Below are 26,365 nucleotides of genomic sequence, written 5' to 3'. Positions count from 1 at the left end.
CCTATGCTGCATCAAGTAGACTTTTTTCCCGAAGAAGCAGGCCCATACGAGGTAGTGGCAGGAATACCCGGCAAGGTAATTAAAAGAAGGTTTCCGGAACATACCGCCAATCAACTCATGGAGATAGCCTGGTGGGACTGGGATAGGAAAACCCTGGAAGCCAGGTTCAGGGAATTTATGGACCTGGAAGCTTTCATAGAGAAGTACCATCGACATACAAAAGCTTTATAGCTAACATAATCCGGAATCATGAAAAAATTTTGTTTTGCCATATACGTTTCGCTGCTGTTTTTTAGTTATGGTTGTGGCAGTAAGTTAAAAGATTCGCCCCCGCAGGAGTTAGTCTTTGGTATCATTCCGGGGGCTGATGCGGAAGCGCAGTTAAATCGAATGAATAAAGTAGTAACGTACCTTTCACAGAAACTGGATATGAAAGTGCGCTACGTAAAAGGCACCGACTATGCCGCCGTGATTGAAGCCATGAAAACCGGTAAAGTACATATCGCCTCTACAGGGCCATTTTCTTATCTGATCGCCTCTTCGCAGGCCAACGCCGAACCATTGGTGGCTACGCAATACCGCAATGGTGGCATCAATTATTCCGGCTCACTCATTTTTACATTCCCCGGTTCCGGCCTGAACTCCATGGAAGATGTCATAAACAGGGCCTCGGAATTGACGATGGCCTTCGCAGATCCCGCTTCGACATCAGGATACTTATATCCGCTTGCTTATTTGCGAAGTCTTGGCCTGGAACCCGAAGAAGATTTCAAAGAAGTATTTTTTGCCGGAGGCCATGCGCCCGGAATTTATTCTACCATATCGGGCAAAGTAGAGCTGGCATGTACCTATAGCATTGCATTGGACCGCATGGTTGCCAGAGGCCGGATAACTCCGGATCAATATAAAATATTGTGGCGATCCGACAAAATACCACCGACACCGATTTTTGTGCGAAAGGATTTACCAAATCACATTAAACAAGGTATTCGGGAGGCCTTTTTAAATATGCCGGCAGAGGCACCGGAAATCCTGGCATTAATCAAAGAAATGTATGGCAAAGATTTAGTCTATACAGCAGTATCCGACACGTTATATGCTGAGCTGAGGTACCTGGTTAATCAGGAATTGGAAAATTTATTACACCAATAATCTTCATCCGGTTCACAAACATTTGATTGCATAATGAATGAAAAAAATAAAGATACAATGCTTTAAAACACCCTTTGGAGAATTGATATTGGGAGCATTTAAAGGGAAGATCTGTCTTTGTGATTGGAAATACAGACGTATGAGAACAGCCATCGACAGAAGAATACAACGTGGATTGGAAGCCAGCTATGAAGAAAAATCCAGCCCTGTGATTCAGGAAGCCCAATCTCAGCTTGAGGCATATTTTGATGGCAAAAGAAATGATTTCGAGGTTCCGCTACTTTTGGTCGGTACGCCTTTTCAAAAACAGGTTTGGCAGGAACTTTTGAAAATACCTTATGGAAAAACCGAAAGTTATTCCGGGCTTTCCAAAAAAATGAATAATGAAAAAGCCATTCGAGCAGTAGCGGCTGCTAATGGTGCCAATGCGATCTCTATTTTCATTCCGTGCCACAGAATTATCGGAAGCAATGGCGAACCAGTCGGTTACGCCGGAGGGACGACCACCAAAAAGAGGCTGTTACAATTGGAAAAAGGCATAAAAGGTTTGGAACAATTAACATTATTTGATTGAACACCCCAACGTAAGTAGCTCAAAAAGATTTAAATGCCTGATTTAAAAAGACAAAAGTAAATCTCCTGTATGGAACCGGGCCGGCTTCACCGGCACACATACCTTTCTAACACTACCTAAAATAGCAGCCTAACTATGATTTGACCATGTAAGCCGCCAAAGTTCTGAAAAATGTAAAAACTAAAAATGGCACTTGCAGGGGACAAAAGACAAGGTTATCTGTATCACAAACCCGGAGACCAGGCACGCATTATCGATTATCTCAACCCAATTCGTCCGGAGAGCGCCCCGGTCACCTCAGGTCGACTACAATGATTTCCAGTCGAAACGCCTGAGCCTTTCCTGCATTTCCCGGTTTATGGCAAAGTTGAGGTACAACTTATCTTTGTAAATCAGGTTAAAAGACCAACTATCCAAGTTCCTTTCAACAGTGACAGATGTATCGGCATCTACGTCATATTTATACTCAATGATTAACGGTTGATAGTCACCAACCGGTTTCAGGCCAAATCTTTCCTTAAGGTCGCAGAAATAGAAAGGCATTTCAACGATCAAATCTGCTTGTTCTTTTTGCCATATTACAAAATCGTTGTGTGCCTTCATCACAGATGATAAGAACCTCTCTAAAATTTGAAAAGGGGTATAATTATACCTTTCAAAACTATTTCTGAATATTCTTTTCAGCATTCTTGCATAAAAAGGGGCTTCCACATAGATGGTAAAATCGCTCCAGCCAATCAATTTATCATAACTGCTATACAACCCCTCAAACAAAATAAATGGCCTCGGATCCAACCTTTCCATACCTGCGGGTCGATCTGACGCAAAGGAGTAATTCGGAACTTCCACACTTTGATTCCTTTTAAGCCTGCCAAGGGCGTCAAAGCATTTCTCAATGCCAAAATTCCTGGGGTGATCCCATTCATAAACCGGATTCGGGTTTGTGATGTAATCTGCATCATGCTGATACCTATCCTGAGCAAACAGCAGTACACACGCTTTTAAATATTCTAAAATTCCCCTGGCCACTCGACTGCTTTTTCCGGTACATGAACCTCCGCAAACCGAAATAACTGTATTCAATCCCTTTGCGCTGTTTTTGCTTTGGATGGCTTTGAGCTTATCTATTGTTTCAGGCAAAAGCTCTCTTGAGAAAATGTATTTAAGTTGAAAAGGGCCGTTATTTAAATCACTTTTGATAACGCTAGAAGTTTACTTATTATACATATTATTGATCCAATAGAATATAGGGCTGCTTATCCAAAAGCTTTTTATCGGATAGGAATTTTTACCTGAATGAGCCCTTTCGTTTTAACTAAAAATATATGGATGATAGGAGCAAAATCCAAATCTTTTCCAGGTAAAATTACACCTTGCCAATTAGATCCTATTGAAAACAAAGATAGAATTATGTTAGATACGGCCAATTTCAGTTCATCTTTATTACAAAAATCTCATCTTATCTTAATCATTGCCTAAACAAATCAGATGTAATTTGTTACATGCAGGCTCATATCGAACGCGCTCAGATTACAAGGAATGGTACTTTAACCACTGCATTGAACATTTGAAGTATGGAGGTGCCTATGCCAGGTTTAAAGAAAGTAAAAAAGGTGCTGTCAAAGAGGGCAAACTTGCAGACTTTGTTATAATTACAGAAGATCCTGCAATGGTCAAGCCTGACGCTATTAACAATATAAAAGTTTTCCCTTGTCGGCGGTGCACTTGCTTTCGACGCTAAGCATTGAAATTGATTTACAAAAATAAATACCGGTAACGATGAAGATAGTCTTAATAAGAAAACTAGTCCTGCTGTTTACGGCCGTGATCTGGTTGTCATGCACACAGAACAAGAAGGGGGCTGTCGATCCTCCCGGGCAGGTGGTTATAGGAGTAATTCCTTCTGAAGAAGCCGAACGGATGGTAAAAAATATGGAACCGGCCATCGAATTTCTGAGGCAGGAGCTGAACATTCCGGTAAAGATGTACAGGGCCAGTGACTATACAGCCATTGTTGAGGGCATGCGAGGAGAAAAAGTGGATATTGGCGTATTTGGTCCGTTCTCTTATGTGCTGGCTTCCGGCAAGGCCGGAGCTGAGCCTTTGGTGGTGCCTGGTAAAAAGACAGGTGAACCCGCTACATACAATAGCTTGCTTATCACGCATCGTGACTCCGGACTTGAAAGTATAGCGGATCTTAAGCATACCAGCCAAAAATACACACTGTCTTTTTCTGACCCTGCTTCGACTTCCGGGCACTTGGTTCCCAGAGGGCAGTTGCATTTGATGGGTATCGACCCTGAGGAGCATTTTAAGGAGATTCTTTTCTCCGGAAACCATACCGCAACGATTCTTGCCCTGGCAAATAACAAAGTCGATGTAGCAGGCTGTTCATATACCGTGTTTAGAAAAATGATAGAAAGGGGAATGTTGAAGGAAGATGAGGTGAAAATATTGTGGAAATCAAAACCACTGCCTGTTGACCTGGTGACCGTCAGAAAAGGATTGTCGGAGGGATTTAAAGCAAGGTTGCGTGATATTTATCTCAGACTGGCAGAAGAGGTTCCGGCCAGCGCCAACTATTTTTACGAGGAATGGAACGACTCCACACTGGTATTTTTACCGGCACATGATTCACTTTATGCTGAAATACGACGATTATCGAAATATATCTATGAGACAAAACAGTAATAGTGATATAAAAACCACCACAATTATTGCATAGCCCCTGAACTATTGCAACAAAGCGCTGAAGATTGTATAAGCACCCGTAATCAAACAAACAAAACCCGAAAATAAGCCAAAAAGATAAAGGGCTAAGTGCAGGGGTTTGTCGATGTTGAATCTTTGGGGGCTGGTTGTTAAAACCTTGACAGTTTTACGAGGTGGCCGGTCCACAAATTCAACATATACCGGCCGCATGTCCGAATCCGATGCCAGAACATTGTAATCCAGCAAGGCATATCCACCTTCCCGCTCCACCACCGACTGAAGCAATGTCTTGGCAAATTCTACCATACCTTGTTCATTTGCTGCAATAAATTCATCCATTTCATCAGATTTTTTCAAGGCAAAGTAAGATTCCGAAGTAAATGCTAACTTCTCCAGATCTACAAGCGTAGATTTTAATTGTTGTCGGCTTTTGGTGGTAATCAATTCCATGCTAATTCGGTGCTTATGTTTTTGATTTTCAAGAATGGGGAAATAAAAAACCCGGGTGTTAAATCAGCCCGGGTTTTAGTATTTAATGCTTTTTCAGAAATCATTTCCCTTTGTGTAGCCCGGACCTCCATCTATCCCAATGCCAAAAGGTTTTGGGGAGGTGCTGTAAAATATGGACATTTTTTGCTTTCATTTCTACTAGTGCTCTTTCAAAGACATAAAGATAGCCAATTAAAATCTCTAAGCAATGATCAAACAAAACACTAATCAAAATATCATTAGCCATTAATCATTTGCCATTTCAAAAATTATAAAAATGAGTTAAATTCAATACTTACTATGGCTAAAATCTGCAGAAAGCGCAATACCAATAATTTTAGGATCTTCATGACAATAGGGCCGATAATCATGTTATATAGTAAACTCATCGATCAACATGGAGGCAGGATGTTTGTCAACAACATTACTTTGAAAGAATATTTGCGATGGAGAAATATCTGATCCTGACTACAAAGTCATCCGGAACTCAACATCTTTCCCAATAGGAGCTATATTTGTAAGTAATGATCCCGATAAAGACCTGATCCTGAAGATCCGGGAAGCTTTTGTAAATTTGCATAAAAAAGAGCCTGAATCCGCTTGCAGGATTCATTACCTGTATGACTTTGACATCGAATATATACCGATCCATGACACCCGCTACGATTCCCCGGACATCATGGCACAAATAAATGGTAAGATTACTTAATTGAGATGAGCTAAAAATAAAAACTAAAAAATGAAATTATTGTTAGTAAGCAACTTTGATGATATACCCTATGAACATTATCTTTTAAACCTTCTTTTCTGTGAAGGATTACAGCATTTTCATTTACGAAAAATGGCGTATACCCAGGAAAAAATGAGGAGGTACCTGGAGCGGATTCCGCAACCTTTTCATAACCGCATTATCCTTCATTCTCATTTTGATCTGATTCCGGAATATGAACTTGGCGGAGCTCATTTCACGAAAAGATTTGGTTATGATGATTATGCCGAAGAACAGGGGATTAACAGGGGCAGCAAATGTTTCGACAAAGTGGGCTTTTCGCTGCATGCCATCTCCGAGGTGTCAAAATTCAAATCATTGTATGACTATATATTTCTAAGTCCTATTTTCGATAGTATATCTAATAAAGGATATAATAGCAAATTTAAACTGAGCCATCTCAAAAGTTTTCTTCAAAAAACAAGCGACCGGCCGGAAATCATTGCATTGGGTGGTATCACCCATACCAAGGTGGAGATGGCTGCCAATGTGGGATTCGACGGTATTGCACTGTTAGGATACTTATGGACCGATTTTGAAACCAATGGGGATATTATCGCAGCGATTAGAAAATTTGAAAAGATAAAAAAGATCATCGGCACATTAGAAAAAAACAAAATCAATATCACTGCCGGTTAAAATGCCGAATACTTACAAAATGCTAATCCGGGGCTTGCTACCGACTAATACTGATAAATTAGCTTTACCCGAAATACCGGATCAAACGTAAAACAATGGATTAAATGATTGAGGTAAAGCATATCACCAAAAGTTTACCTGATGGGAAACAGCTACTAAAAGGCATTAGTTTTGTTGCAGAGAAAGGTGACTTTATCGGCATACTGGGACCTAGCGGAGCAGGAAAAACATTGACCATGAGATGCCTTAATGGTCTTACAAAACCGTCGAGCGGCCATATCTACGTTAATTACGAAAACAGGATCAAGGACATCAGCAAATGCAGGGGAAGGGAGCTCAGAGAGATGAGGCAAAAAATTGGGGTCATATTCCAGGGTTTTAATTTAGTGAAAAGATTATCTGTGCTTGACAATGTGATGATTGGCAGATTAGGACAGATTAATTCGTTACGCAGTTTGTTTTATGGATTCACCGATAGTGAAGCCAAGGAGGCGCTTCAGGCGCTCGAAAATGTTAAAATCGCCCACCTGGCCCATCGCAAAGTGGCCTCTTTAAGTGGCGGAGAAATGCAAAGGGTAGCCATTGCCAGGGCCATTTTTCAAAATCCTGTCATGCTGCTGGCCGACGAGCCAATTGCCAACCTGGATCCCAGCAATGCAAAAAAAATCATGAAATTATTAAAACCTCTGGCGCAAGAGATGCCGGTGATCGGCGTATTTCACCAACCAAAAATTGCTTCGGAATATTGCAACAGAATAATTGCCATTAAAAATGGGATTGTAGTATACGACGGTAGCCCTAACCTATCGGAAAAAAAGCTGGAGGAGATTTACGGTGAAGAGTTCAATGCTTTGGAAGAAGCAAAGATGACCCCCACACTAGCTTATTCATAATGACGACGCTTCAAAGGCAGAAAACGCTTGGAAAGATCCTTTCTTTTGTCGCTTTTTGCATACTGGTTTATTATGCCGCAAAATTATGTCGCGTAGATTATCGGATCTTTAAAAGTGGTATTTTCGAGGGCTTTCAATTTATTCAGGAATTGTTTCCTCCTGACTTTGGCGCTTTAGGAGAAATGTTATATCCCGCTTTTGAAACCGTATTAATAGCCCTATTGGCCACGATACTCGGAGCGCTGATCTCATTACTGCTGGCCTTTGGCGGTGCTGCTAATTTGGCTCCTGCATGGCTTAAATTTGTGAGTAGATTTATTATGGTCGCAGAAAGAGCACTGCCTGAGATTGTGATTATTTTACTGCTGGTGGCGGCATTAGGCCTGGGAGCCTTTCCGGGCGTTGTAGCGCTCGCCATTGGGTGCCTGGGTATGCTGGGAAGATTATTTGCAGATGCCATTGAAGAAGTAAACCCCAAAACAATGGAAGCTGTAACATCTGTAGGCGCCTCAAAAATGCAGATCATTCAATATGTAGTGCTGCCGGAAGTGATGCCTTCCCTGATTTCAAATGTTTTGTTCAGGTTTGAAGTAAACATAAGGCTTTCAGTACTTCTTGGCGCTGTCGGTGCCGGTGGAATCGGTTATGAGATATTCTATTCTTTTCAACTGCTGGAATATGAAAGAGCCAGTACTGCTATACTGGTGGTACTTTTTCTGGTTTTCTCATCAGAAAGATTGTCAGATTATTTAAGAAAGAAAATATTACCCACAGGGAAATTAAAATGACTGCAACAATTGCTAAAAAACATTTGCCCTCTGAAAAGTTAAAAAAGAAAGTCACATGCTTTTCCCTATTCGCCATAGTCTTAGTGGCACTTTCCGTACAACTGGAATTTAATCCTGTTCTCTTTTTTACAGAAGGACATCATTTGATCAATCTTCTCAATGAGATGCTGCCTCCCAACATCAATATATTATGGGAGAGACATAACATCTTCGCTTCCGTGCAAGAAACAATCGCTATGGCTTTTCTCGGGACAATCATCGGAGGTTTGATGGCCCTTATCGTTGCCTTTCTCGCTGCAAGGAATACAAGCCCTTCTGTGATCATAAGGATGTTCTTCAGGCTATTCATGTCGGTAGAAAGGGTGATACCTAAATTAGTCACAATTCTGGTATTTGTTATCGCGATGGGGCTTGGGCCATTTGCAGGTATGCTTACTTTGACATTAAGCACCATTGGCATGTTTGGAAAGCTGTTTGCAGATGCCATAGAAGAAGTGGACAATGAGCCTGTTGAGGCGGTATATGCTATTGGGGCAAACAAATGGCAAGCGATCAGATTTAGCATTATACCACAGGTAATACCCTCATTTATTGCCAATTTCTTTTATGCTTTCGATGTGAACCTAAGAGCTGCAATTGGCTTGGGGATATTTGGCGGAGGAGGTATCGGTTTTGAGATACATATGGCCATGAAGATGCTCCGCTACAGTGATGCGCTGGCCCTGATACTTTTTACCATTGTGTTTATCATGCTTTTTGAAAAAATATCCGATCATTTAAGGGCCCGCATTTTGAATAAAGAAACACTTAGATAATTGCAAATAACTTTATAAATACATGGCCTGCTGCATGAAGTTCTTTTAGGCGCCGGAATACGGGAACTTCAGGCGGTTTATGGATGAGATCTATCTCCGATTGGATAAGTGTGCTTCCCACCTTGTTGACAGAAGGCGTATATAGAGGCAGTACTTCGTTTGGTGCATTTGCGCAAATGATGCCAGCACATCAAAAATGATATCATCCGACGGTTTTAAAATACATACAATGCCCCAATGAAAGTTAGAACCGATTAAATGTACAGTTTAATCATAATATACATTTACACTAACTATCCACTAATAAGTAGCATTGATATTTAGACCGAATCAGTAAAAAACTCAGATGAATAATCATATCCTCTCCAATGCACACGTGATTACTCCCGTCGAGGATTTTGAAGGCAGTGTAGTCATTGAAAATGGCATAATTACTTCCATTAAAAAAGGGGTTAACTATCGGGACGGGATTAATCTTAACAAACGATGGCTTATTCCGGGTTGTATCGATATACATTCGGACTATCTGGAAAAAGAGCTGCACCCACGGCCTAGTGCCAGTTTCAGCATGCCTTTTGCTTTTCATTTCATGGATCAACGAGCGATTGCGTGCGGGATTACTACCTTATTCAATGCGATAAGTTTTTCTGAAAACAGCCAATTAAACAGATCATTTGAAAGTGCCATTGAAAAAGCCAAATACCTGGATAAGTATTGCCATTCCGGCATGATAAGACACTTTATCCACTCCAGGTTAGATCCAAACTCCACGAGGGTGGTTGAATATCTCGATGAAATGAAGAACATATCCAGTTTAAAACTGGTCGTAATAAATGATAGTATTCCCGGACAAAGGCAATTCAATTTGGAAGATTTAATTGAAAAGAGGGCCAGGCTACTGCAGATTTCTTTTGAGGAAAGTGAAAAATTACTCAAAGCGCAAATTGAAGACAAAAGCCAGGTAGATATGAGGCCGGAAATTCAATCGGCATTCTCGGGTTCGGTACCTTTAGGCAGCCACGACGATACAACCATCGAGCATGTAATGGAAGCCAGGCAACATGGCGCTACGCTGTCGGAAATGCCTACTACTATTGAAGCGGCAAGGAAAGCCAAGGCGCTGGGGATGTGGGTATGCATGGGGGCACCGAACTATGTCAGAGGTGGATCACATTGCGGAAATCTGGCCTGTCAGGATGCCTTGCAAGAAAATCTTGTGGATATGCTTTGCAGCGACTATCACTTTCCTACTGTGCTTGGCGCAATGATCAAAATGGTGAGAAATGGAATCAAACCGAGCATAGCCGTGAATTTTATTTCCTTGAACCCAGCCAAATTCCTGGGAATACACGAAGAAATGGGCTCTATCGAGGTAGGCAAAAAAGCGGATCTCGTAGCCTTCGAAGATGAGACCGACTTTGCTAAAGTTTCACATGTTTGGGTAAATGGAAAATTGAAGTTTATGGCGGAAAATGAAGGCATAAACGCCATCAATTGGCACAAATGGCAAGATCATTTGTTCTCATAACTGATTTTATTTTTTACTGCGACCTGAATTTTTTTTAAAACCAAAATATATAAACTATTCATTGTCATGAAAAAGAAAAACTATCTTACCCTGTTGATCTTAACAATTTCATTTTTGGGTTTCGGCATCGATAAGAGGGACGAGGGAAAAAAGAAAGTATTGATAATCAGCTTTATAGAAGATAACTTCGATACAGACATTTATTCCAAGGAAAAAATAGCCAAAAAAAACAAAATTGTGGAAGAAGAAGTGCTAACACTGTATAACCAAAAAATCTCATCGATATTTACCAAATACGCTGGTGTTGGAATCAGTTATATCCCTTGTCCTTCAAAAACCTTTTTCGCTTTGAAAGAAAAAATATTTTTTAAAAATAAGAAGCTCCGAAAGGAGGAAGAAGGAGTGGCCACTGACCTGTCAAATATTAGCGTTGAGGTCTTTAATGGTTTTTTGGAGGAGTTCGATGCTGATTATGTACTGTTCCTTAACGCATATCAAATGGCCTGGATAGGCGATCCGCAATATAAGCTGGAAAACAAAATTCATTATTCGGCCTTTAAAAGAAATAAAGAGGAAATACAAACAAATGTATATACTTTTTCAACGCCTGACCTTATGTCCATCATGCAAATGACCAAAAAATATCAAAAAGCCGTGATGAAAATATCGGCCGGTTTAACCGACGTTAATTCCTGATCAAATACCATTTCAGTTTTTATTTGAAATGTATGGGGCACGTATGATAGTTATTAGCCTGAAATTAGCTTATAGTTAACTTGCATTTCGACTTAATGAAGCGAATTTTTACAGGCTTGGCGTATTTTTAACCAACGCTTCAAAAAGGAAAAAAAAGCGGACAGCTTCTGTTGCGAGATCTCACCGACACCATACATCGTCACTTATAAAGGCTTAATATTTTTTTAAATAATTGACAATATCACGCTAATTAGGTTAGAATAATTTGCTCCCGCAAAATCTAAACTATGAAAACGATGAAAAAACTAGCTACCACTTTTATTGCCTTGGTAATGTTATTAAATCTTAGCTTCGCTCAAACGGGTATTCTTTCCGGAAGAGTGGTGGATGCCACAGGATCTTTGCCAGGCGTGAATGTTTTCCTGAAAGGTACTGCCATAGGGAGTGTTACCGACAAAGAAGGAAAATTTCGTATTATTAATTTACCACAAGGTAAACAAAACATTGTTATGCAATTTATCGGTTATGATGCCCTTGAAAAAGAGATTGAAATTAAAGCCGGGCAAGATGTTTCTCTGGGCACTGTCTCACTTTCCGAAGCTTCCACAAAGCTGGAGGAAATAGTAATTCAAAGTACATTTATGCAGGGGCAAATGAAGGCCTTGAACATCCAAAGGATATCGCCGAATATCATGAATGTGCTGGCATCTGATGCCATTGGCAAGCTTCCTGACAGGAATGCAGCGGAAGCAGTACAACGAATATCAGGTGTGGCCATAGAAAGAGATCAGGGAGAAGGACGTTTTGTCTTAGTTCGCGGAACACCCATTCAATGGAATTCGACACTTATCAACGGTGACCGCATGCCTTCCACGCTATCGGGTGACAGAGGTGTGCCACTGGATATATTCCCGTCCGAACTCATTCAATACGTGCAACTTTCAAAAGCAATTACACCTGACATGGAAGGTGATGCGATCGGTGGATCTGTAAACTTCATAACAAGAACATCTCCACAGAAAAAGATCATGAATGCCTCATTAGCCGCCGGATATCACGGTAATTCAAATTCACGAATTCTCAACGGATCAATCATCATCGGAGATAGGGTGCTGGACAATAAACTGGGATATATATTTTCTGCTGCCACCTGGAACAGGGACTGGGGTTCCGATAATTATGAGGTGGTCTATAACACCTCCGAAGCTGAAAAGTTTGCCATCAACGAACTTCAGCTAAGGGACTACATTGGCAACAGAACCACCTGGGGTTTCAATGCCGGGATAGATTATGCGTTTAACCCGGGCAGTAAAATTTATATTAAAGGTATCTGGACAGATTTTTTAGATGATGAAGAACGCAGAAGAACCAGATTCAGATTCAATAACAACAGGGTAGAACACGCTTTTACACATGCTATATATCATTCCCGGTTTAGGGGATTAGAACTGGGCGGGGAGCAGCAATTATCTGAAAAGCTCCAGGCGGAATGGAAGGTATCCAGCTATGCTTCCAGATTTTGGTATGACAGTCCTACAGATGGAAACAGGCCATTCCTTTTCGATGGTCCTCCGCCAAAAACAAGTGAGGACAGGGGGTATTATATTTCCACATTTCGGCAAAGCAACGTCGAATACGGAGGTCTGTCCTCTGACGGCAACAAATACTTCGCCTATGATGCCCCTGATGGCGTAGGCGTTACAGACTTCGAAAACATTCAACCCGAACTTCTCACACCTTTAAGTGCTGAAAGTTCAAGATTCACCAACGCACTCGCCTATGGCAGATGGACACGGGAAAGAGACATCACGGGAAAACTCGATTTCTCATATAACGCCTCAGACAAGATAAAGCTAAAGTTTGGAGGAAAATACAGGACAAAGGCGAGATTAAATAACGCTCCGCTAACGATGTATTTACCCGAATCGGATATGTTCATGACAGACTTTGCGCTTGAAGAGTTTCCGAAAAGAGGTGGTTTTCTTAAAGAAATCGGTAGCATCTATGACGATTTGCTTGTCGACTACCCAACTTTAGAGGCGAATTACCAAATAACCACAATGCCGGGGATACAGCGAGTCGTGCAACCCTTTGACGGACCGGACAGGGCTACCGAAAGCTACGACGCTGCCGAAAATGTTACAGCAGGGTATGCAATGGCTGAATGGCAGGTATCCCCAAAATGGATGGTACTTGGCGGAGCAAGACTGGAACATACTTCGATTGACTACGACGGATATTCGGTGGATGAAAACGACAATGTATCACCTGTTAACGCACAAAGATCTTTTGATGCGTTTCTGCCCATGTTACATTTTAAATACTCACCTCAAAGCAATACAAACTTACGTTTAGCAGCTACCAGAACTTTTGCCAGACCTGATTTTATTAGCTTAAGCCCTAGTCGGTCCCTTGATTTCGGTGACAATGAAGCGGTAATCGGAAACCCTGATCTCGCCCCAACTTTTTCGTGGAATTTCGATCTCCTGGCAGAGCATTATTTTAATAACGTGGGTGTGGTGGCAGCAGGCGTCTTCTATAAAGATATAACCGATGCCATTTTTGACGCAAATACACAAGGAACCATAGATGGTGTTGTTTTCAACAGAATTACAAGACCTGAAAATGCTTCAGATGCATGGTTGTTTGGTTTTGAAATAGGCATACAACGAAGATTAAACTTTCTACCGGGGTTTGCCAGTGGCTTTGGCGTCGATTTGAATTATACCTATACCGATTCTGAAGTACAAGTACCCGGCAGGGACCAAAAACAGCAATTGTTTGGCCAGTCAAAAAATATTTACAACGCCACTTTATTTTATGAAAAGTATGGTTTGATGGTTCGGTTTGCAGCAAATTTTAAAGGATCATACCTGGATGAATTGCAGGGAAGCGGCCCGGATCAGGATCGGTTCTATGATAAAAACTTAAACCTTGATTTCTCAGCAGCATATAGCATTTCCCAAAAGGTGAGGCTTTTCGCTGAGGTAAACAACATTTTAAATGAGCCACTGAGATATTATCACGGAATTGAAAACAGACCGGAGCAGGTGGAGTGGTACTCGGCCAGGGGTCAGGCAGGAATAACTTTAAGCTTGTATTAGTATCGATTTGAATAGCAGATCACCTGAATCTATCAATAAAGGCATAAGGTTATTCCCGCAAAGTATATACCTTATGCCTTGACTATATTTTGCTATCTCCCGGATTGCGAATAAACAAACCTGCGATTACTAACCAAACAAAAGAAATGTATTATTCGTGTAAGACAGTTGCCCTGTTATGAGATGGATAATTAGTAATAATATCCACAAATCGATCTCCTGAGATGGTCAGCGCATGGTCATTTTTTAGCCTGATAAGATTGGGGGCCGCAAAGTTATCGAACATTCTGCTTCTGATGATCCGCTGCTCAATTTCCGAATCGGTTTCCCTGCCCCGGTTTCTTAGCCTTTCTTTAAGGACGGTTTCACTGACTTCTACAAGAATTGTGATCATATCAGGGTATATTGCCAGCGCTTTTCGCAAATAACCCCTGGAACCATTCACAACAGTATGATATCCGGCCTCGATCCAGTCATCAATCTCTCCGCTAATGCCGTAAAAATTGCTGTGACTTTCCCACCATAAGGCGAAAAAGGATTGGCTTAGCTTTTTCTTAAAATCTTCCGGTTTAATGGAAATATGGTCTTCCCCTCCTGCATCTGCAGGTCGCGTAATGTATCTTCGAACAAAGATGGTCTTTTTGCCCTCTGTTTTTTTTTTCGCATAGCTAATGAGTGTGTCCTTACCGGCACCCGAAGGGCCAACAACATAGAAAAGCTTTCCTTTACTCATATTATATCTGATCTGATTGTGCCGGAGATAAAAACTGATGGGCTATTTGCAAATCATGGCATGCCCTTTCTTCCCGCATACTCGCCGTAACGAACTGCATCACGTCGCTTCCTGCCTTCTTCACCGCGTCGACAGGAGACAAATGCTGAAAAAAACAATAATGAATAAAAAGAGCGGCAAAAGCATCGCCGGTTCCGGAATAAGAACAACCTGAGTAAGTCTGCCGAACAACCGACAATCTTTCCCCATCGAAGACATAGTTATTGATAATTTCGTTGACCACTTCACCGGTAATCACATACTGCATTCCGGGAAATTTATTGCCTAAGCGTTTTAGAATCACATCCAGGCTTGCGGCAAACTCGTAGCCCATGATCAGCCTTAACTCTGTTTGGTTGGGTAGCGCCCAATCTGCTAACGCCAATAACCTCGCATGCCCGGCAATGATCGACGCATTGACATAAGCGCTTTCATTATCTCCGCAAACCGGATCCACAACCACAGTCCTGATCATTTCCCTGAACTTCTGCAATACCTCGATGATGATATCAACCTGTGAGACATCATCGAGATAGCCCGTGTATACAATAAGCGTATAGCTATTTTTCTTTGCCATTATCATGGTTTCGTACAGAAAATCTTTGAAGGGAATAGCAAATCTTCTGTGGCCATCCATATTGCCTAGGCCGCTTATTAACAGCGTAGGTACCGGAATTATTCTTGTACCAAGTATACTCATTAAGTTTTTCAGACCGGCATTTCCGGTACTCGATAAACTGCTAATGGCCAGTACTTTGAAGTTATCACTCACCTCACTGTATTTTATATTTTGCATAAAGTCCAAAATGATCACTGGCATACATACCATTTTCCGCCTCGTTGAGTACCACTTGGCTATCGACAACCGCTAATGATGTGCTTGGGGTATGCAGAAGCAATTGCATCTTTGGTGCTCACTTTCCCGTCAGTCGTATGAAAAACTTCCTGGCATGCCAGGAGATCAGGATCTATTTTTTTCAAACCATCGAACAAGGTTTGTATCCTTTGGTAATACTCACCATCACACTTCCAGGTATTGATAGACATCAATCTTATTTCCATATTGAATGAAATATAAAAAGCATATATGGGTTTGTTATTAGCCTATAATTAGTTTATGATTAATTTGAAACTTGAGTGGTAAACTACGCTCTTGGTCAGATCAGGGCTTTATTTCGTTGAAAAAAAATATAGTGGCCACAACCGAACCTTATCCCCCATCATTTCCTTTTCGGGCAATAAGACCGTAACATGGCAGATAAATCCCGGAGAGCATTCAAAAATCCGGATAACTTAGATAAAATTATTGTTTACCAGTAAAAACAATCCGGGAATTTCTGTTTCATTCATCTTTAGGATACCGATGATACAGAGGATAAAAAGGGATTTGTCAACTGTAAATTTTATTCCACACCCTTCTATAACTTTTGCTTTTTCATGATAGAGATAACTATAAATATGACCAATAATAATATCTTTGATCTTTTATGACTTTAGCTGAACCATAGTAGATATTACTTGTCCAAAGTCTTAATATATTTTTAGTCACATCAACTTGCAATGCCAAAAAGCTTTTTCCACCAAGGCCGGGTACGTAGTTGCATTTCGTTGCGGGTAATCATTACCAGCTCCCTGATTTCAGCAGTTTGTTGCCTCATTTCAACCGTTTGAAGTTTTAACTCTTTTACACCCTCCCAGGCCGCACTAGCAAGCCTTTTGGTTTCGATTACCTCCTGATTTAACAGTTTTAATATTTCGTTATCCATTGTTTTAATCTGATTTTATCCAATAATATACTTATCAATCTTGTTTAGTTGAAACAAGCAGGTCTTTAATGTCTACATCTAACGCATTGGCAATGTCTTTTAATACATCTCATGGCGGTTGACTGGCGTTATTGCTTCTTCCTTATCAATTGTTCTACCAAATATGGACTCTGGCTTTAAAATGGAATTTGGTCTATCTTTTATTTTAACCAACTTATTGAGTATAAGATCAAGCTTATCAGGCCGATTCATCTATCAGTCAATTTTATAACTATTTAGCCTCCAATCCCGAACAGCTTTTTCCACCAAGGCCGGGTACGTAGTTGCATTTCGTTGCGGGTAATGATTACCAGCTCCCTGATTTGAGCAGTTTGCAATTTCAATTCTTTAACACCCTCCCAGGCCGCGTTTGCCTGTTGCTGTGCTGCTACTGCTTGAGTCTGTGCAGCCGTGGCGAGCTTCCTGGTTTCAATGATTTCCTGATTTAACAGTTTTAATATTTCGTTATCCATTGTTTTAATCTGCTTTAGTTTTAACCAATAACTCAGACATATCTACGTCTAAGAAATCAGCTATCTTTTTTAAATCCGATAGATGAGGTTGACTTTTGTTATTACAAATTGATGCAATAGCGTTTTTGCTTCGACCAATGGCCTCAGCTAATCGCACCTGGGTAATACCTTTTTCTACCAGCACTACTTTTATTCGATTTAATTTTTCTGCCATAATTTATAATGTATACGCAAATTTAGCCAAAAAGGTATAAACACAAAAATGAATTGTATAAATAACAGTTTGAAAATTTTATATACAAAAATAAATTCACTATATGTATTCAAGTTACAATTGAATTCAACCACTTGTTACAATGAAAAACTTATCAAATCTACAACAGGCAAATGAGGTTTTAGAAACCTTCTTCCCCTATATGCTAGCCATAAACGCCAGTACCGTAATGTACAATTTTTTTAAAGCCCAGGTGTATAATCGGCAATTCCAGCAGCTTAGGCGGAAAAAGCGAACCATTTGGGAGATAGCTGGCTTTGTCTACTGATTGGGAAACGGAGAAATTAGCTGAATTACTTCAGCCGATGAAAAAGTATTCATGGGTATTACTGGTTAGGTCGAAGTATTAAATTAAGAAAATTTATCCGGAATTGAAAGCTAAGGCTCGGAGAATTAAAAGAAAGTAAAGAACAAAGATTTTGGTATAGAAGTTAGTCTAATTATACCAATCCTTTGGTTTTATAGTATTATCTTTTACAATTTTCTCAATTTCATCCATGATGGGGCAAAATCCTATAGTTCTAATGATATCTTCAAACTTTAGACATAACAGTGTACCAACATTTATAAATGAATCAGAGAGTAACCCCATTTTTTTACCGATTTCAGAAGCTTTTGGGATCCATTTGCCAGGCAATTTATCGGATCTGTTAGTGGTTGTTATTTGAATGATTACCCTCTCCCTGTCCCCATCTAATTGATAAATAAGTCCTGGCCTGGTCTTTACTTGAATTTCTCCATTGTGATTTTTATAGGGAAAATATACTAATACAACTTCACCGACGTCGTATCTTGGCATTAATTAAAGATATTCTTTTTCATAGATATCGTAATCATCATTATCCCAATCTTGAACTTCAGAATATGTATTCACTAATCGTTCAATTTGGTCTTTGGATGGTTTACGATGAAGTTCGGGATAAGCAGCTTTTTTTAAGACCTCCTCTGCTGACTTGAGGCTTTTTACAAATTTACGTAGTTGCCATATTACAGGCTTATATAGATAAAAAGTAGAATGGCTGAACTTGTTTCTTACAAGTTTAGATAAATCCCTATATGCCCGCTCATAAAGAAGATGCCATTCTATCAATTCCTTATCCGTCATATTAGGGATGTCATTGTAAATTTTTTGAGTAGCCTTCCGGTTTTTTATATTTGCCCACACAAGTGTAAAATACAAAACACCAATACCAACTAATAATATTGGTGTAGCTATAATTATTCCCCCCAATCCAAGAACGAATTTTGCCGCATTAAGGATTGTGTTAACAACATCAAATGTGGTTACCCATTGATTTTGATTTATTCCATCATGATTAATAGTAAGATTCATACCAGACCTTTAGAGACCGAAAGAAGTACTGTATAACTGTTAGTTTCTTAAGTGCAAATTGCTTGCCAACTATGCATTGCTCTTTTTGTAATCAAGATCATTTTGTATATAATATCGTATACAAGTTAACGTAAAAAAATCACTTATGATCTGAAAATAAAACACATAAATAGACAAAACATTACATCAAATGCCCAAATAAGACAATAATATGTGAGAAATGATGAATGAATTGTTCATTTAACCTTGTGAAAATTTCTTTTTAATTATTAGAAATGAAAAAGATATCTTTTCTTACAGCAATGTATTGGCCACTAAAAATAAAAAACCAGATCAATGCTAGACTTGAGAATTTTGCGTAGCTTGTTGCCGATAGCTTTCAAATCTTTTTCTTGGGAATGTATCCAACGCGTCCGGCAATATCCGGGTTATACTTCAGGAATTGGGCAAATGTCTGGACGGTATTAAAGTCTTTCGCCAGCTTGTTGCCGTTGGTGTAGTCTACCTCCAAGCGGAGGGTAATATGTTTGATGGGGTCGGGCATTAGGATACATGAGGAAATAATCAAAGCTTAAAATTGGTTTGCTCTTGACTTGCCAATTTAATGGGGATCTCAAATTTCATTCTACTGATGGACTGGTTTGCAATTGCGTCTTTAAACATCCGCAGTGACATACAGGACACCGATCCATTGTTTGTCTCTGAAAGTAACCAGAACAAAGGCAGGCGATTAGCTACGTTATCCATTCGGCTAATGATCAAATAAGGATTGCGTGAAATTGGCTTGGATGGTAAAGAATATTCAGTGCATTCATTACGCCATACTGTAGCAACTACTATCATCAAATCCGGCGGATCTATTGAAGATGCTCAGAAGGTATTGCGACATGCCAGCTCCACCACTACCCAAATTTACACCGCCAGCATTGAGGAAGAAATGAGATTGGAAAATCCGGCGGAAAAACTACTCGACAAGGTGCTTTAATTTTTTGCCAGGATATTAACGCAATGGACTGTTTTTGTAAATTCAATTTGAACAACGCGTTATTATGAGTACTATCCCCCCAACAATTGTGACAATGGTTCCAATTTTTCCCAAAGTGATATGTTCTTTAATCTTTGATTTTACTTTTTTGATAGAGGGTTCATACCCAACAAGTAAAATACCAGGCTCATTTTCTTTCGAAAAATAATCCGCTAATACTCCCTCTTTTACAAGGACATCCTTATAATGGAATGTTTCTCTATCATCAAATCCGAAAGCGGAAAAGTGCTTAATATACTGATCATATGATACTTTGCCTTTATTTTTTTTTAGCAATCCCACAAATTGATGTTTTATCGCTTCCATTTTTTTAGGGCTGTAGAAGCTGGTAAATCTTTTACCCTTCATATGAAGCTTAACCCACTCCGGGAGTTCATAAATGTCCTGACCGGATTTATTTTTCGCATCTTTGATAAACCCGATTTCCTTTAGCAAAGAAATTGCATCTTCGTAATATTCTCCGTAATTCCCGTTTTGGAATATGCTTTTTACATCATTGAAGTTTGCTGCATTTGTTGAGATAAAATCAAAGATAGGATCAGCAGCATTTATCACCTGAGTCTTGGTTAAAAAATTATGTTCACCAGTATTATTGTCCATACCTTTCAATTGAAACCGCACCTTTGAAATTTGTGTGTTCGTAACTGATTGATAATGAGCTTGATAAGAAAAAAAGAAGAGGTCGCGAGCGGATTCGAACCGCTGTACGAGCTTTTGCAGAGCTCTGCCTAACCACTCGGCCACACGACCTTATTTTTTTAGATGATCAAATCTATAAAGTTTTTAATTTTTGTTCAAAATTTCCCTTGATATTTTTAAAAAAGCTATCGAATGGGCTAAAAAAAGGATATTTGCACGTATCAAAATAATTTGCTGTTACGCAAAACACATCTCAATGCCACCCTCCATCCCCAAGGGGAGTGTAAAGTCTTGGTTTTTTTTCAAGGGGGCGTATACCCCCCTGAGATGATTTGCATTTATAAAATAAAGACTTTACTCTTCGGTTTTTTCTTCTTTGGCCTTTTCGTCGACCTCTTCCTTTACCTCGGCAGTAGCCTCTTTTTTGATGGCTTCTTCCTCTTCCGTTTGCTCTCCTGTCGCTTCTCCGGCAACTTCAGCTTTCACCTCCTCTACCGCTTTTTCCTCCGCTTTGGGCTCCTCGATATCTTGCGCGGGCTTTTCGGCTTTAGGCTCCTCCACTACCTCAGCCTTAACTTCTGCCGCCTCAGTTTCAGCGGATCCTGCTGCCTTATTTTCTACGGAAGCCTCTTTAACGGTTTCGGTTTTAGGCTCGCCAGCGGTTGTTGCCTCTTTTGTCTCCCCTGGTTTTTCCGCAGGCTTTACCTGGCCCTTAACCTCTGATTTAGCTTCCGGTGCTTTTTTCTCCGCAGGTGGTGGAGCGGTCTTGCCTTCCATCTGGCTTTTCAGCGCAGACAAAGCCTCCAAATCTCCAAGGGTAGACTTCTCAGACTCCTTGTTGATTTTATCGATGGTGCTCTTAGGTGATTTTTTGCGCTTCGATCTGGAAGATTCCGGTGGTGCGGAATGCACATTGGTATGTGACATGACAATCCGCTTGTCATCTTTGGAAAACTCAATGACTTTAAAGGGCAACGTCTCACCTGCCTCAGCAGTGCTACCATCTTCCTTCACAAGATGTCTTGTAGTGGCAAACCCTTCAATACCGTAAGGCAATTCCAAAACGGCCCCTTTATCGGTTTTGCTCAAAATCGAACATTTGTGCTCCGAACCTATCGTAAAGACAGTCTCGAAAGTATCCCACGGATTTTCTTCCAACTGCTTATGGCCAAGGGCTAACCTTCTGTTGTCCACATCCAACTCCAATACCTGCACTTCCAGTTCGTCTCCTACTTTTACAAACTCGGACGGATGTTTGATTTTTTTGGTCCACGACAGGTCGGAAACGTGTACAAGGCCGTCAATACCTTCTTCCAATTCTATAAACAAACCAAAGTTAGTCAGGTTTCTGACAATACCTTTATGTCTGGTACCAACGGCATATTTTGTTAATACATTCTGTTTGGTCCATGGGTCTTCAGTCAGTTGCTTGATACCCAGTGACATTTTTCTTTCCTCCCTGTCCAGTGTCAACACTACGGCTTCCAGCTTATCACCGATGTTGATAAAATCCTGCGGATTTCTCAGGTGTTGCGACCAGGACATTTCCGAAACGTGAATCAGACCTTCCACACCTGGCTGAATTTCCAGGAAGGCTCCGTAATCCGCCACATTGACGATCGAGCCGCTTACTTTGGATCCGATTTGAATATCTTCCGGTAGAGAATCCCATGGATGGGCCGTTAATTGCTTCATGCCCAGAGAAATACGCTTCTTGTTATCATCAAAATCCAACACTACCACGTTCACTTTCTGATCCAGTTGAAGCACTTCTTCGGGATGATTAATCCTGCCCCAGGAAATATCTGTAATATGCAATAATCCGTCAACGCCTCCAAGATCGATGAACACGCCAAAGTTGGTCATGTTTTTGATGACACCTTCAAGTACTTGCCCTTTTTCAAGGTTGTTAAGGATTTCTATTTTTTGTTTTTCAAGATCTTTTTCTATCAGCACCTTATGCGAAACGACCACATTGTCGTTGGAGTAGTTGATTTTTACAACTTTCACTTCCATTTTATTGCCCACAAACACATCGAAGTCCCTGATAGGCTTGACATCGATCTGTGATCCGGGCAGGAAGGCCTCCACACCGAATATATCGACGATCAAACCTCCTTTGGTTCTTCTTTTCACCATGCCCTCAATCACTTCGTCTTTATCCAGGGCCTGCTGTATTTGCTCCCAGGCTTTAACAATTTTGGCTTTTCTCCTGGAAAGTACCAGTTGTCCATTCGCGTTTTCCTGCTCTTCAATGTAAACCTGTACTTCATCGCCTATTTTCAGGTCTTCCAAATCTCTGAATTCAGAGGCTGAAACCAGGCCGTCAGACTTAAATCCAATATTCAGGATAACATCACGGTCAGATATACCTACAACGGTACCTGTGACCACTTCCTTTTCCTGTATTTCATTTAGGGTACCTTCGTACAATTTAATCAATGCCTCTTTTTCTTCATCAGAATAATTCTCCCCAAATCCTTTCGGTTCAACATTATCCCAATCAAACTCTTCTGGTGTTTCGCTCATAGTGTATTTTTAAGCTGTAATCTTACAATAGTCATTTACCTTAAGCAGGCAAAAACTAAGGTTTTCGTTTAACAATTCCCGCCTTGGCAGGACCATCCTTTTTGAATGGAGTGCAAAGGTAGCAAAAATTTACGTACCTGTTACTAATGGGGATAAATATTTTCACTTTAACGGCGTTACCGTCACATTTTCCAAATTAATGTGGGAGAGTTTGGTCAACTGGTTGTCTTCATACAACTGATCATAGTCGCTTAATGGGGTATCTTCCGAAGTATATTTATAGTTAACATGATCGGTAAACAATATTTCCCCCACTCTTCTCCGGTTATGGACTTCCCTGAATCGTGTACCTCCTCCATCGACTTCGTATTCATAAGCGAAATAGTCCATGGTGTAGGAGTCTTTATTAATCCAGTAAACAAAAACATCGTTATAGTCTTCCCCACCGCCTTCTTTTTCAAATGAAATCCGGATTTTGTGGTATTTCTGGCCATTCAGAGAGCACATACCTATATATTTTTTCCTGACGGCCTCATCATTTAAGACAAAAGGGGTCATCGCAAAATAGGCCACCGAATTAACAGACCGGGCATATTTTGCTTTCATACTATCAGGAATATCGATCTTTACGCCATTTAACATGCGATAAAAACCTTCATTGTTTAATACATCTTTGAAATCGCCCAGTGAATCTTCAAAAGAACGCGTATATTCAAACCAGCTATCTTTCTTCAAAATAGTGTAGTGCCGGTCCCGGAAATCAAATGCGATCAAAACATTATTATAAAATTCACCTCCGTGCTTTTCGATGGCTTTATCAATAATGACCTGCGGATCCGGCTTTTCGCTACAGGACCAGGCTATTGCCCCTATCACACATATGTAAATAACCGCCCTGAACCGCAACGGCGGCAAGTGGTTAAAAATCAATTCATCCATAAAAAATTCAACAATCAGTAACTTTATTACGGATAACCCCTACTAAAAGTTAACACGAAATCGAATTTGAAGGATTACCGGTGATTTACATTATTCAAATTTTTATGTATTTTCGTAAATTGTCTATTTTTTTAAACCTATGAAGTTACTACTTGGCGTACTCATGCTCTCTCTTCAGCTTTTAATGATTGTTTGTGCCCGATTTGATATACCTAAATACTTCTGCTGGGCTCCTCACGATCAACAATGCGTTTATCATTTATCTGTAACCATCGATGGAAAACCTTTGACCAGTAAACAAATCAACGAAAGATATCATCTAAATACCTGGCGATATTGGAACAACGGTGCTTATAAATGGGTAAATCTTGAATCCAGGTCCATTAAAAATGTAAAAAATATGATCAGGCAATACGAAGCAACCTATGGAAAAAATGACCGGACCAAAGTTGTTTTAAGTTATCGTATTAATGGCGGCCAGGAACAAACCTGGCAATGGCAGCCGCAACAATGATATGAATTCTGCCCGTTACAATCCTCTCAAATTAAGCGGTACTGATTTACCATCGCATCTGTTACTGATGGTAAAATTGCTTACATTCGCCCTGATCGGTAAAGGTTATATTCAGCATTTACCTCAACCCTTTCTGCCCTTTTTACCGGTATTTGACCATATTCACGGGGTTTTGTTTCAGATAACTCTCAAAACTTCCTTTATCATTGCGGCGCTGTTATTGTTTACCAATCAAAAAGTCCGATTGAGCTGCTTTGTTTTGGGAAGTGTATTTCTGCTAGGCACGCTTTCTTCAAAAACTTATTATTCCAATGCCAAATTTTTTTGTGGCCTTATATATATTCTGACGGCTCTGAGTGAAAGCAAAGGCAGACCCTGGCTTATTCATGGGCAACTTATTATTATGTACTTCGGCTCCGGGATCAACAAAATACTGGACATCGACTGGCGTACGGGTCAATATTTCGATCATTGGATGATACATGTTATTCACGCCAAATCTTATGAACTTTTAACGGATCTGTCATCGCATGAATTTATTTCCAAAATGCTAAGCTGGCAGACCATGATTATTGAAATTGTTGTCTTGCCGGTTACTTTGTTTTTCCGGAAATGGCAAGCTGCCGGCGTGTGGATAGGAATCGTTTTCCATTCGCTGGCATTTTGGATATCTGGGTTGAGTTTTGGTGTCTTTATGGCAGCCGCTTTGATCTCCTACCTGGCTTTTGCACCCGATTCACCTAGGGTTTATGTACATGGTTTAGGGGGCAGCCTTCTTGCCCGCGTACTGAAAAGCACCCTCCGGGCATTTGATGTGGATGAGCGGTTTATTTTTTCGGAGGAAAAGGATGGGCAGGATTCTACAGGTGTAAATATCAAACTCCTCAGCGAAAATGGCTGGCTGGCAAGGTTAAACCAGTGGCGGTTGTTAGCCATTTATCACCCTTTAACCTATATTTTGCTGACTGTTTTTTTTAGCATTACTTTTCTTCCCAATATTTTTCAGCACCTAGCTACAATAGCCTGCCTGATATTGTTCTTCCCATTTTATGGCGCTTTCAAAGGATTTTCAGGCAAGATCAATTAGCTGATTTCCTCTGTTAAAAATTGCTTTAGCACCTTCCATACGTTTTCTGCTACAATTTTATGACCTTTCTCGTTGGGGTGAATACCATCCGGCTGATTAAGGTGGGGTTCCCCGCCAACGCTTTCCAATAAAAAAGGGATAAGTGCCACCTGATTTTTTTCAGCAATTTCAGGAAATATGGTCCGGAATGAGGCCGTATACTCCGGCCCCATATTCGGAGGAATCTGCATACCTGCCAATATTATCTGGCAATCCGGATATTTTGATCTTATTTTGTCAATCATTTGTTGCAGGTTCTTTCTGGTTTCTTCAGTACTTATCCCGCGTAGTCCATCATTTCCCCCCAATTCCAGTACGAAAATATCCACTTTCTGATTGAGTACCCAGTCAATCCTGGTATTGCCGCTGGCAGTAGTTTCTCCACTGAGTCCCGCATTGATGACCTTATATTTTAAGCCCAAAGAGTCTATTCTTTGTTGGAGAAGCCCCGGAAAAGCTTTGTCTGGCTCCAACCCGTAGCCAGCGGTCAGGCTATTTCCAAAAAATAAAATCGTTTTCTCCTCTGACTTCGTCTGTGGAGCATTATTTTCGATTGGATGGGCTACTTCCTGTTTTTCTCTGTTGCCGGTAGTATTATTGCAGGCCGCAACCCCCAAAACAAATAAAAATGGCAACAGTTTATGCACAACTTTTTCCATAAAACACGCATTATTTCATTCCGGATAACTACTAACCACTGATGAGTATAGTTGACCTTTCATAGGATTAATATTCACTTTGTACGATATTTACAAAC

At 40.4% G+C, this 26,365-nt stretch carries 30 protein-coding genes and 1 tRNA gene; 15 read left to right on the top strand and 16 right to left on the bottom strand.

Annotation, left to right across the window (positions count from 1 at the left end; all coding sequences use genetic code 11):
• The first annotated feature begins 3 nt into the window (after positions 1 to 3).
• From AC04NP_RS07465 to AC04NP_RS07450, 4 genes are all read left to right on the top strand, one after another.
• Entirely contained in the window at positions 4 to 231 is a 228-nt protein-coding gene (locus AC04NP_RS07465; RefSeq protein WP_482858892.1) for a hypothetical protein, read from the top strand.
• A gap of 18 nt (positions 232 to 249) precedes the next feature.
• Complete coding sequence (locus AC04NP_RS07460; RefSeq protein ID WP_482858891.1) at positions 250 to 1,152, top strand: phosphate/phosphite/phosphonate ABC transporter substrate-binding protein; 903 nt, start codon at positions 250 to 252, stop codon at positions 1,150 to 1,152.
• Between the two features lie 37 nt (positions 1,153 to 1,189).
• Positions 1,190 to 1,726: a methylated-DNA--[protein]-cysteine S-methyltransferase gene (locus tag AC04NP_RS07455; RefSeq protein WP_482858889.1), complete on the top strand. Its 537-nt coding sequence runs from the start codon at positions 1,190 to 1,192 to the stop codon at positions 1,724 to 1,726.
• Between the two features lie 186 nt (positions 1,727 to 1,912).
• Positions 1,913 to 2,041 carry a hypothetical protein gene (locus AC04NP_RS07450; protein WP_482858888.1) on the top strand — a complete coding sequence of 43 codons (129 nt, stop codon included), beginning with the start codon at positions 1,913 to 1,915 and terminating at the stop codon, positions 2,039 to 2,041.
• Here the strand turns inward: AC04NP_RS07450 and AC04NP_RS07445 are convergent.
• Positions 2,033 to 2,866, bottom strand: coding sequence for a uridine kinase family protein (locus AC04NP_RS07445; RefSeq protein WP_482858887.1), 834 nt, complete (start codon positions 2,864 to 2,866; stop codon positions 2,033 to 2,035). The two genes, AC04NP_RS07450 and AC04NP_RS07445, sit on opposite strands and share 9 nt — an antisense overlap.
• A gap of 639 nt (positions 2,867 to 3,505) precedes the next feature.
• On the opposite strand from AC04NP_RS07445, the gene AC04NP_RS07440 reads away from it, so the two are divergent.
• Complete coding sequence (locus AC04NP_RS07440; RefSeq protein WP_482858886.1) at positions 3,506 to 4,417, top strand: phosphate/phosphite/phosphonate ABC transporter substrate-binding protein; 912 nt, start codon at positions 3,506 to 3,508, stop codon at positions 4,415 to 4,417.
• A gap of 42 nt (positions 4,418 to 4,459) precedes the next feature.
• Here the strand turns inward: AC04NP_RS07440 and AC04NP_RS07435 are convergent, their stop codons facing one another.
• Positions 4,460 to 4,888 (bottom strand): hypothetical protein, encoded by a 429-nt coding sequence (locus AC04NP_RS07435; protein WP_482858885.1) that lies wholly within the window; start codon positions 4,886 to 4,888, stop codon positions 4,460 to 4,462.
• A 778-nt stretch (positions 4,889 to 5,666) separates the two neighbouring features.
• Here AC04NP_RS07435 and AC04NP_RS07430 point away from each other — a divergent pair.
• The 7 genes from AC04NP_RS07430 (at position 5,667) to AC04NP_RS07400 (ending at position 14,159) form a co-directional block, all read left to right on the top strand.
• Positions 5,667 to 6,335, top strand: coding sequence for a thiamine phosphate synthase (locus AC04NP_RS07430; protein WP_482858884.1), 669 nt, complete (start codon positions 5,667 to 5,669; stop codon positions 6,333 to 6,335).
• Positions 6,336 to 6,439: 104 nt separating this feature from the next.
• Entirely contained in the window at positions 6,440 to 7,228 is a 789-nt protein-coding gene (gene phnC, locus AC04NP_RS07425) for a phosphonate ABC transporter ATP-binding protein (RefSeq protein WP_482858883.1), read from the top strand.
• Positions 7,228 to 8,016: a phosphonate ABC transporter, permease protein PhnE gene (phnE, locus tag AC04NP_RS07420; protein WP_482858882.1), complete on the top strand. Its 789-nt coding sequence runs from the start codon at positions 7,228 to 7,230 to the stop codon at positions 8,014 to 8,016. Before phnC ends, phnE (AC04NP_RS07420) begins: the two co-directional genes overlap by 1 nt.
• Positions 8,013 to 8,831 (top strand): phosphonate ABC transporter, permease protein PhnE, encoded by an 819-nt coding sequence (gene phnE, locus AC04NP_RS07415; RefSeq protein WP_482858881.1) that lies wholly within the window; start codon positions 8,013 to 8,015, stop codon positions 8,829 to 8,831. Before phnE (AC04NP_RS07420) ends, phnE (AC04NP_RS07415) begins: the two co-directional genes overlap by 4 nt.
• Positions 8,832 to 9,177: 346 nt before the next feature.
• Positions 9,178 to 10,359: an alpha-D-ribose 1-methylphosphonate 5-triphosphate diphosphatase gene (locus tag AC04NP_RS07410; protein ID WP_482858880.1), complete on the top strand. Its 1,182-nt coding sequence runs from the start codon at positions 9,178 to 9,180 to the stop codon at positions 10,357 to 10,359.
• A 66-nt stretch (positions 10,360 to 10,425) separates the two neighbouring features.
• Positions 10,426 to 11,055 carry a hypothetical protein gene (locus AC04NP_RS07405; RefSeq protein ID WP_482858879.1) on the top strand — a complete coding sequence of 210 codons (630 nt, stop codon included), beginning with the start codon at positions 10,426 to 10,428 and terminating at the stop codon, positions 11,053 to 11,055.
• A gap of 296 nt (positions 11,056 to 11,351) precedes the next feature.
• Positions 11,352 to 14,159 carry a TonB-dependent receptor gene (locus tag AC04NP_RS07400; RefSeq protein ID WP_482858878.1) on the top strand — a complete coding sequence of 936 codons (2,808 nt, stop codon included), beginning with the start codon at positions 11,352 to 11,354 and terminating at the stop codon, positions 14,157 to 14,159.
• 151 nt (positions 14,160 to 14,310) lie between these two features.
• Here the strand turns inward: AC04NP_RS07400 and phnN are convergent, their stop codons facing one another.
• The 9 genes from phnN to AC04NP_RS07355 all read right to left on the bottom strand — a co-directional run bounded on the left by phnN (position 14,311) and on the right by AC04NP_RS07355 (position 19,360).
• Positions 14,311 to 14,892 carry a phosphonate metabolism protein/1,5-bisphosphokinase (PRPP-forming) PhnN gene (phnN, locus tag AC04NP_RS07395; protein WP_482858877.1) on the bottom strand — a complete coding sequence of 194 codons (582 nt, stop codon included), beginning with the start codon at positions 14,890 to 14,892 and terminating at the stop codon, positions 14,311 to 14,313.
• A 1-nt stretch (position 14,893) separates the two neighbouring features.
• Entirely contained in the window at positions 14,894 to 15,751 is an 858-nt protein-coding gene (locus AC04NP_RS07390; RefSeq protein WP_482858876.1) for a bifunctional hydroxymethylpyrimidine kinase/phosphomethylpyrimidine kinase, read from the bottom strand.
• A 35-nt stretch (positions 15,752 to 15,786) separates the two neighbouring features.
• Positions 15,787 to 15,993: a hypothetical protein gene (locus AC04NP_RS07385; protein ID WP_482858875.1), complete on the bottom strand. Its 207-nt coding sequence runs from the start codon at positions 15,991 to 15,993 to the stop codon at positions 15,787 to 15,789.
• Positions 15,994 to 16,481: 488 nt separating this feature from the next.
• Positions 16,482 to 16,697: a hypothetical protein gene (locus AC04NP_RS07380; RefSeq protein ID WP_482858874.1), complete on the bottom strand. Its 216-nt coding sequence runs from the start codon at positions 16,695 to 16,697 to the stop codon at positions 16,482 to 16,484.
• Positions 16,698 to 16,972: 275 nt separating this feature from the next.
• Positions 16,973 to 17,209: a hypothetical protein gene (locus tag AC04NP_RS07375; protein WP_482858873.1), complete on the bottom strand. Its 237-nt coding sequence runs from the start codon at positions 17,207 to 17,209 to the stop codon at positions 16,973 to 16,975.
• A 4-nt stretch (positions 17,210 to 17,213) separates the two neighbouring features.
• Complete coding sequence (locus AC04NP_RS07370) at positions 17,214 to 17,423, bottom strand: helix-turn-helix transcriptional regulator (protein ID WP_482858872.1); 210 nt, start codon at positions 17,421 to 17,423, stop codon at positions 17,214 to 17,216.
• A gap of 496 nt (positions 17,424 to 17,919) precedes the next feature.
• Entirely contained in the window at positions 17,920 to 18,282 is a 363-nt protein-coding gene (locus tag AC04NP_RS07365; RefSeq protein WP_482858871.1) for a hypothetical protein, read from the bottom strand.
• A 3-nt stretch (positions 18,283 to 18,285) separates the two neighbouring features.
• Positions 18,286 to 18,816, bottom strand: a complete 531-nt coding sequence (locus tag AC04NP_RS07360; RefSeq protein ID WP_482858870.1) for a hypothetical protein — start codon at positions 18,814 to 18,816, stop codon at positions 18,286 to 18,288.
• Between the two features lie 379 nt (positions 18,817 to 19,195).
• On the bottom strand, positions 19,196 to 19,360 hold the full coding sequence (locus AC04NP_RS07355; protein WP_482858869.1) for a hypothetical protein: 165 nt from the start codon (positions 19,358 to 19,360) through the stop codon (positions 19,196 to 19,198).
• Between the two features lie 225 nt (positions 19,361 to 19,585).
• Here AC04NP_RS07355 and AC04NP_RS07350 point away from each other — a divergent pair, with 225 nt between their 5' ends.
• Positions 19,586 to 19,801, top strand: coding sequence for a tyrosine-type recombinase/integrase (locus AC04NP_RS07350; RefSeq protein ID WP_482858868.1), 216 nt, complete (start codon positions 19,586 to 19,588; stop codon positions 19,799 to 19,801).
• Between the two features lie 42 nt (positions 19,802 to 19,843).
• Here AC04NP_RS07350 and AC04NP_RS07345 read toward each other — a convergent pair whose 3' ends face one another.
• The 4 genes from AC04NP_RS07345 to AC04NP_RS07330 all read right to left on the bottom strand — a co-directional run bounded on the left by AC04NP_RS07345 (position 19,844) and on the right by AC04NP_RS07330 (position 23,968).
• Positions 19,844 to 20,461: a hypothetical protein gene (locus AC04NP_RS07345; RefSeq protein WP_482858867.1), complete on the bottom strand. Its 618-nt coding sequence runs from the start codon at positions 20,459 to 20,461 to the stop codon at positions 19,844 to 19,846.
• Positions 20,462 to 20,540: 79 nt separating this feature from the next.
• Positions 20,541 to 20,611: transfer RNA gene (locus AC04NP_RS07340), tRNA-Cys, on the bottom strand.
• Between the two features lie 243 nt (positions 20,612 to 20,854).
• Positions 20,855 to 23,029 (bottom strand): 30S ribosomal protein S1, encoded by a 2,175-nt coding sequence (gene rpsA, locus AC04NP_RS07335; RefSeq protein ID WP_482858866.1) that lies wholly within the window; start codon positions 23,027 to 23,029, stop codon positions 20,855 to 20,857.
• A 162-nt stretch (positions 23,030 to 23,191) separates the two neighbouring features.
• On the bottom strand, positions 23,192 to 23,968 hold the full coding sequence (locus tag AC04NP_RS07330; RefSeq protein ID WP_482858865.1) for a DUF6503 family protein: 777 nt from the start codon (positions 23,966 to 23,968) through the stop codon (positions 23,192 to 23,194).
• A 139-nt stretch (positions 23,969 to 24,107) separates the two neighbouring features.
• Here AC04NP_RS07330 and AC04NP_RS07325 point away from each other — a divergent pair, with 139 nt between their 5' ends.
• Positions 24,108 to 24,482 carry a hypothetical protein gene (locus tag AC04NP_RS07325; RefSeq protein WP_482858864.1) on the top strand — a complete coding sequence of 125 codons (375 nt, stop codon included), beginning with the start codon at positions 24,108 to 24,110 and terminating at the stop codon, positions 24,480 to 24,482.
• Positions 24,439 to 25,569 (top strand): hypothetical protein, encoded by a 1,131-nt coding sequence (locus tag AC04NP_RS07320; protein ID WP_482858863.1) that lies wholly within the window; start codon positions 24,439 to 24,441, stop codon positions 25,567 to 25,569. Before AC04NP_RS07325 ends, AC04NP_RS07320 begins: the two co-directional genes overlap by 44 nt.
• Here the strand turns inward: AC04NP_RS07320 and AC04NP_RS07315 are convergent.
• Positions 25,566 to 26,267 (bottom strand): arylesterase, encoded by a 702-nt coding sequence (locus AC04NP_RS07315; RefSeq protein WP_482858862.1) that lies wholly within the window; start codon positions 26,265 to 26,267, stop codon positions 25,566 to 25,568. The genes AC04NP_RS07320 and AC04NP_RS07315 overlap by 4 nt on opposite strands.
• Positions 26,268 to 26,365: the final 98 nt, after the last annotated feature.

The organism is Agaribacillus sp. DX54, assembly GCF_056858335.1.
This window is presented reverse-complemented; position numbering and strand designations above follow the sequence as displayed.

Excerpts from the sequence above, each read along its gene's own strand:
- AC04NP_RS07320 (WP_482858863.1), top strand. The coding sequence starts at position 24,439 with ATGGCGGCCAGGAACAAACCTGGCAATGGCAGCCGCAACAATGATATG.
- AC04NP_RS07360 (WP_482858870.1), bottom strand. The coding sequence starts at position 18,816 with ATGAATCTTACTATTAATCATGATGGAATAAATCAAAATCAATGGGTA.
- AC04NP_RS07455 (WP_482858889.1), top strand. The coding sequence starts at position 1,190 with ATGAAAAAAATAAAGATACAATGCTTTAAAACACCCTTTGGAGAATTG.
- AC04NP_RS07440 (WP_482858886.1), top strand. The coding sequence starts at position 3,506 with ATGAAGATAGTCTTAATAAGAAAACTAGTCCTGCTGTTTACGGCCGTG.
- AC04NP_RS07355 (WP_482858869.1), bottom strand. The coding sequence starts at position 19,360 with ATGCCCGACCCCATCAAACATATTACCCTCCGCTTGGAGGTAGACTAC.
- AC04NP_RS07330 (WP_482858865.1), bottom strand. The coding sequence starts at position 23,968 with ATGGATGAATTGATTTTTAACCACTTGCCGCCGTTGCGGTTCAGGGCG.
- AC04NP_RS07375 (WP_482858873.1), bottom strand. The coding sequence starts at position 17,209 with ATGGATAACGAAATATTAAAACTGTTAAATCAGGAAATCATTGAAACC.
- AC04NP_RS07400 (WP_482858878.1), top strand. The coding sequence starts at position 11,352 with ATGAAAAAACTAGCTACCACTTTTATTGCCTTGGTAATGTTATTAAAT.
- AC04NP_RS07450 (WP_482858888.1), top strand. The coding sequence starts at position 1,913 with ATGGCACTTGCAGGGGACAAAAGACAAGGTTATCTGTATCACAAACCC.
- AC04NP_RS07345 (WP_482858867.1), bottom strand. The coding sequence starts at position 20,461 with ATGGACAATAATACTGGTGAACATAATTTTTTAACCAAGACTCAGGTG.
- AC04NP_RS07325 (WP_482858864.1), top strand. The coding sequence starts at position 24,108 with ATGAAGTTACTACTTGGCGTACTCATGCTCTCTCTTCAGCTTTTAATG.
- AC04NP_RS07370 (WP_482858872.1), bottom strand. The coding sequence starts at position 17,423 with ATGGCAGAAAAATTAAATCGAATAAAAGTAGTGCTGGTAGAAAAAGGT.
- phnE (WP_482858881.1), top strand. The coding sequence starts at position 8,013 with ATGACTGCAACAATTGCTAAAAAACATTTGCCCTCTGAAAAGTTAAAA.
- AC04NP_RS07385 (WP_482858875.1), bottom strand. The coding sequence starts at position 15,993 with ATGGAAATAAGATTGATGTCTATCAATACCTGGAAGTGTGATGGTGAG.
- AC04NP_RS07465 (WP_482858892.1), top strand. The coding sequence starts at position 4 with ATGCTGCATCAAGTAGACTTTTTTCCCGAAGAAGCAGGCCCATACGAG.
- rpsA (WP_482858866.1), bottom strand. The coding sequence starts at position 23,029 with ATGAGCGAAACACCAGAAGAGTTTGATTGGGATAATGTTGAACCGAAA.
- AC04NP_RS07405 (WP_482858879.1), top strand. The coding sequence starts at position 10,426 with ATGAAAAAGAAAAACTATCTTACCCTGTTGATCTTAACAATTTCATTT.
- AC04NP_RS07430 (WP_482858884.1), top strand. The coding sequence starts at position 5,667 with ATGAAATTATTGTTAGTAAGCAACTTTGATGATATACCCTATGAACAT.
- AC04NP_RS07390 (WP_482858876.1), bottom strand. The coding sequence starts at position 15,751 with ATGCCAGTGATCATTTTGGACTTTATGCAAAATATAAAATACAGTGAG.
- AC04NP_RS07410 (WP_482858880.1), top strand. The coding sequence starts at position 9,178 with ATGAATAATCATATCCTCTCCAATGCACACGTGATTACTCCCGTCGAG.
- AC04NP_RS07365 (WP_482858871.1), bottom strand. The coding sequence starts at position 18,282 with ATGCCAAGATACGACGTCGGTGAAGTTGTATTAGTATATTTTCCCTAT.
- AC04NP_RS07315 (WP_482858862.1), bottom strand. The coding sequence starts at position 26,267 with ATGGAAAAAGTTGTGCATAAACTGTTGCCATTTTTATTTGTTTTGGGG.
- phnC (WP_482858883.1), top strand. The coding sequence starts at position 6,440 with ATGATTGAGGTAAAGCATATCACCAAAAGTTTACCTGATGGGAAACAG.
- AC04NP_RS07380 (WP_482858874.1), bottom strand. The coding sequence starts at position 16,697 with ATGGATAACGAAATATTAAAACTGTTAAATCAGGAGGTAATCGAAACC.
- phnE (WP_482858882.1), top strand. The coding sequence starts at position 7,228 with ATGACGACGCTTCAAAGGCAGAAAACGCTTGGAAAGATCCTTTCTTTT.
- AC04NP_RS07460 (WP_482858891.1), top strand. The coding sequence starts at position 250 with ATGAAAAAATTTTGTTTTGCCATATACGTTTCGCTGCTGTTTTTTAGT.
- AC04NP_RS07435 (WP_482858885.1), bottom strand. The coding sequence starts at position 4,888 with ATGGAATTGATTACCACCAAAAGCCGACAACAATTAAAATCTACGCTT.
- phnN (WP_482858877.1), bottom strand. The coding sequence starts at position 14,892 with ATGAGTAAAGGAAAGCTTTTCTATGTTGTTGGCCCTTCGGGTGCCGGT.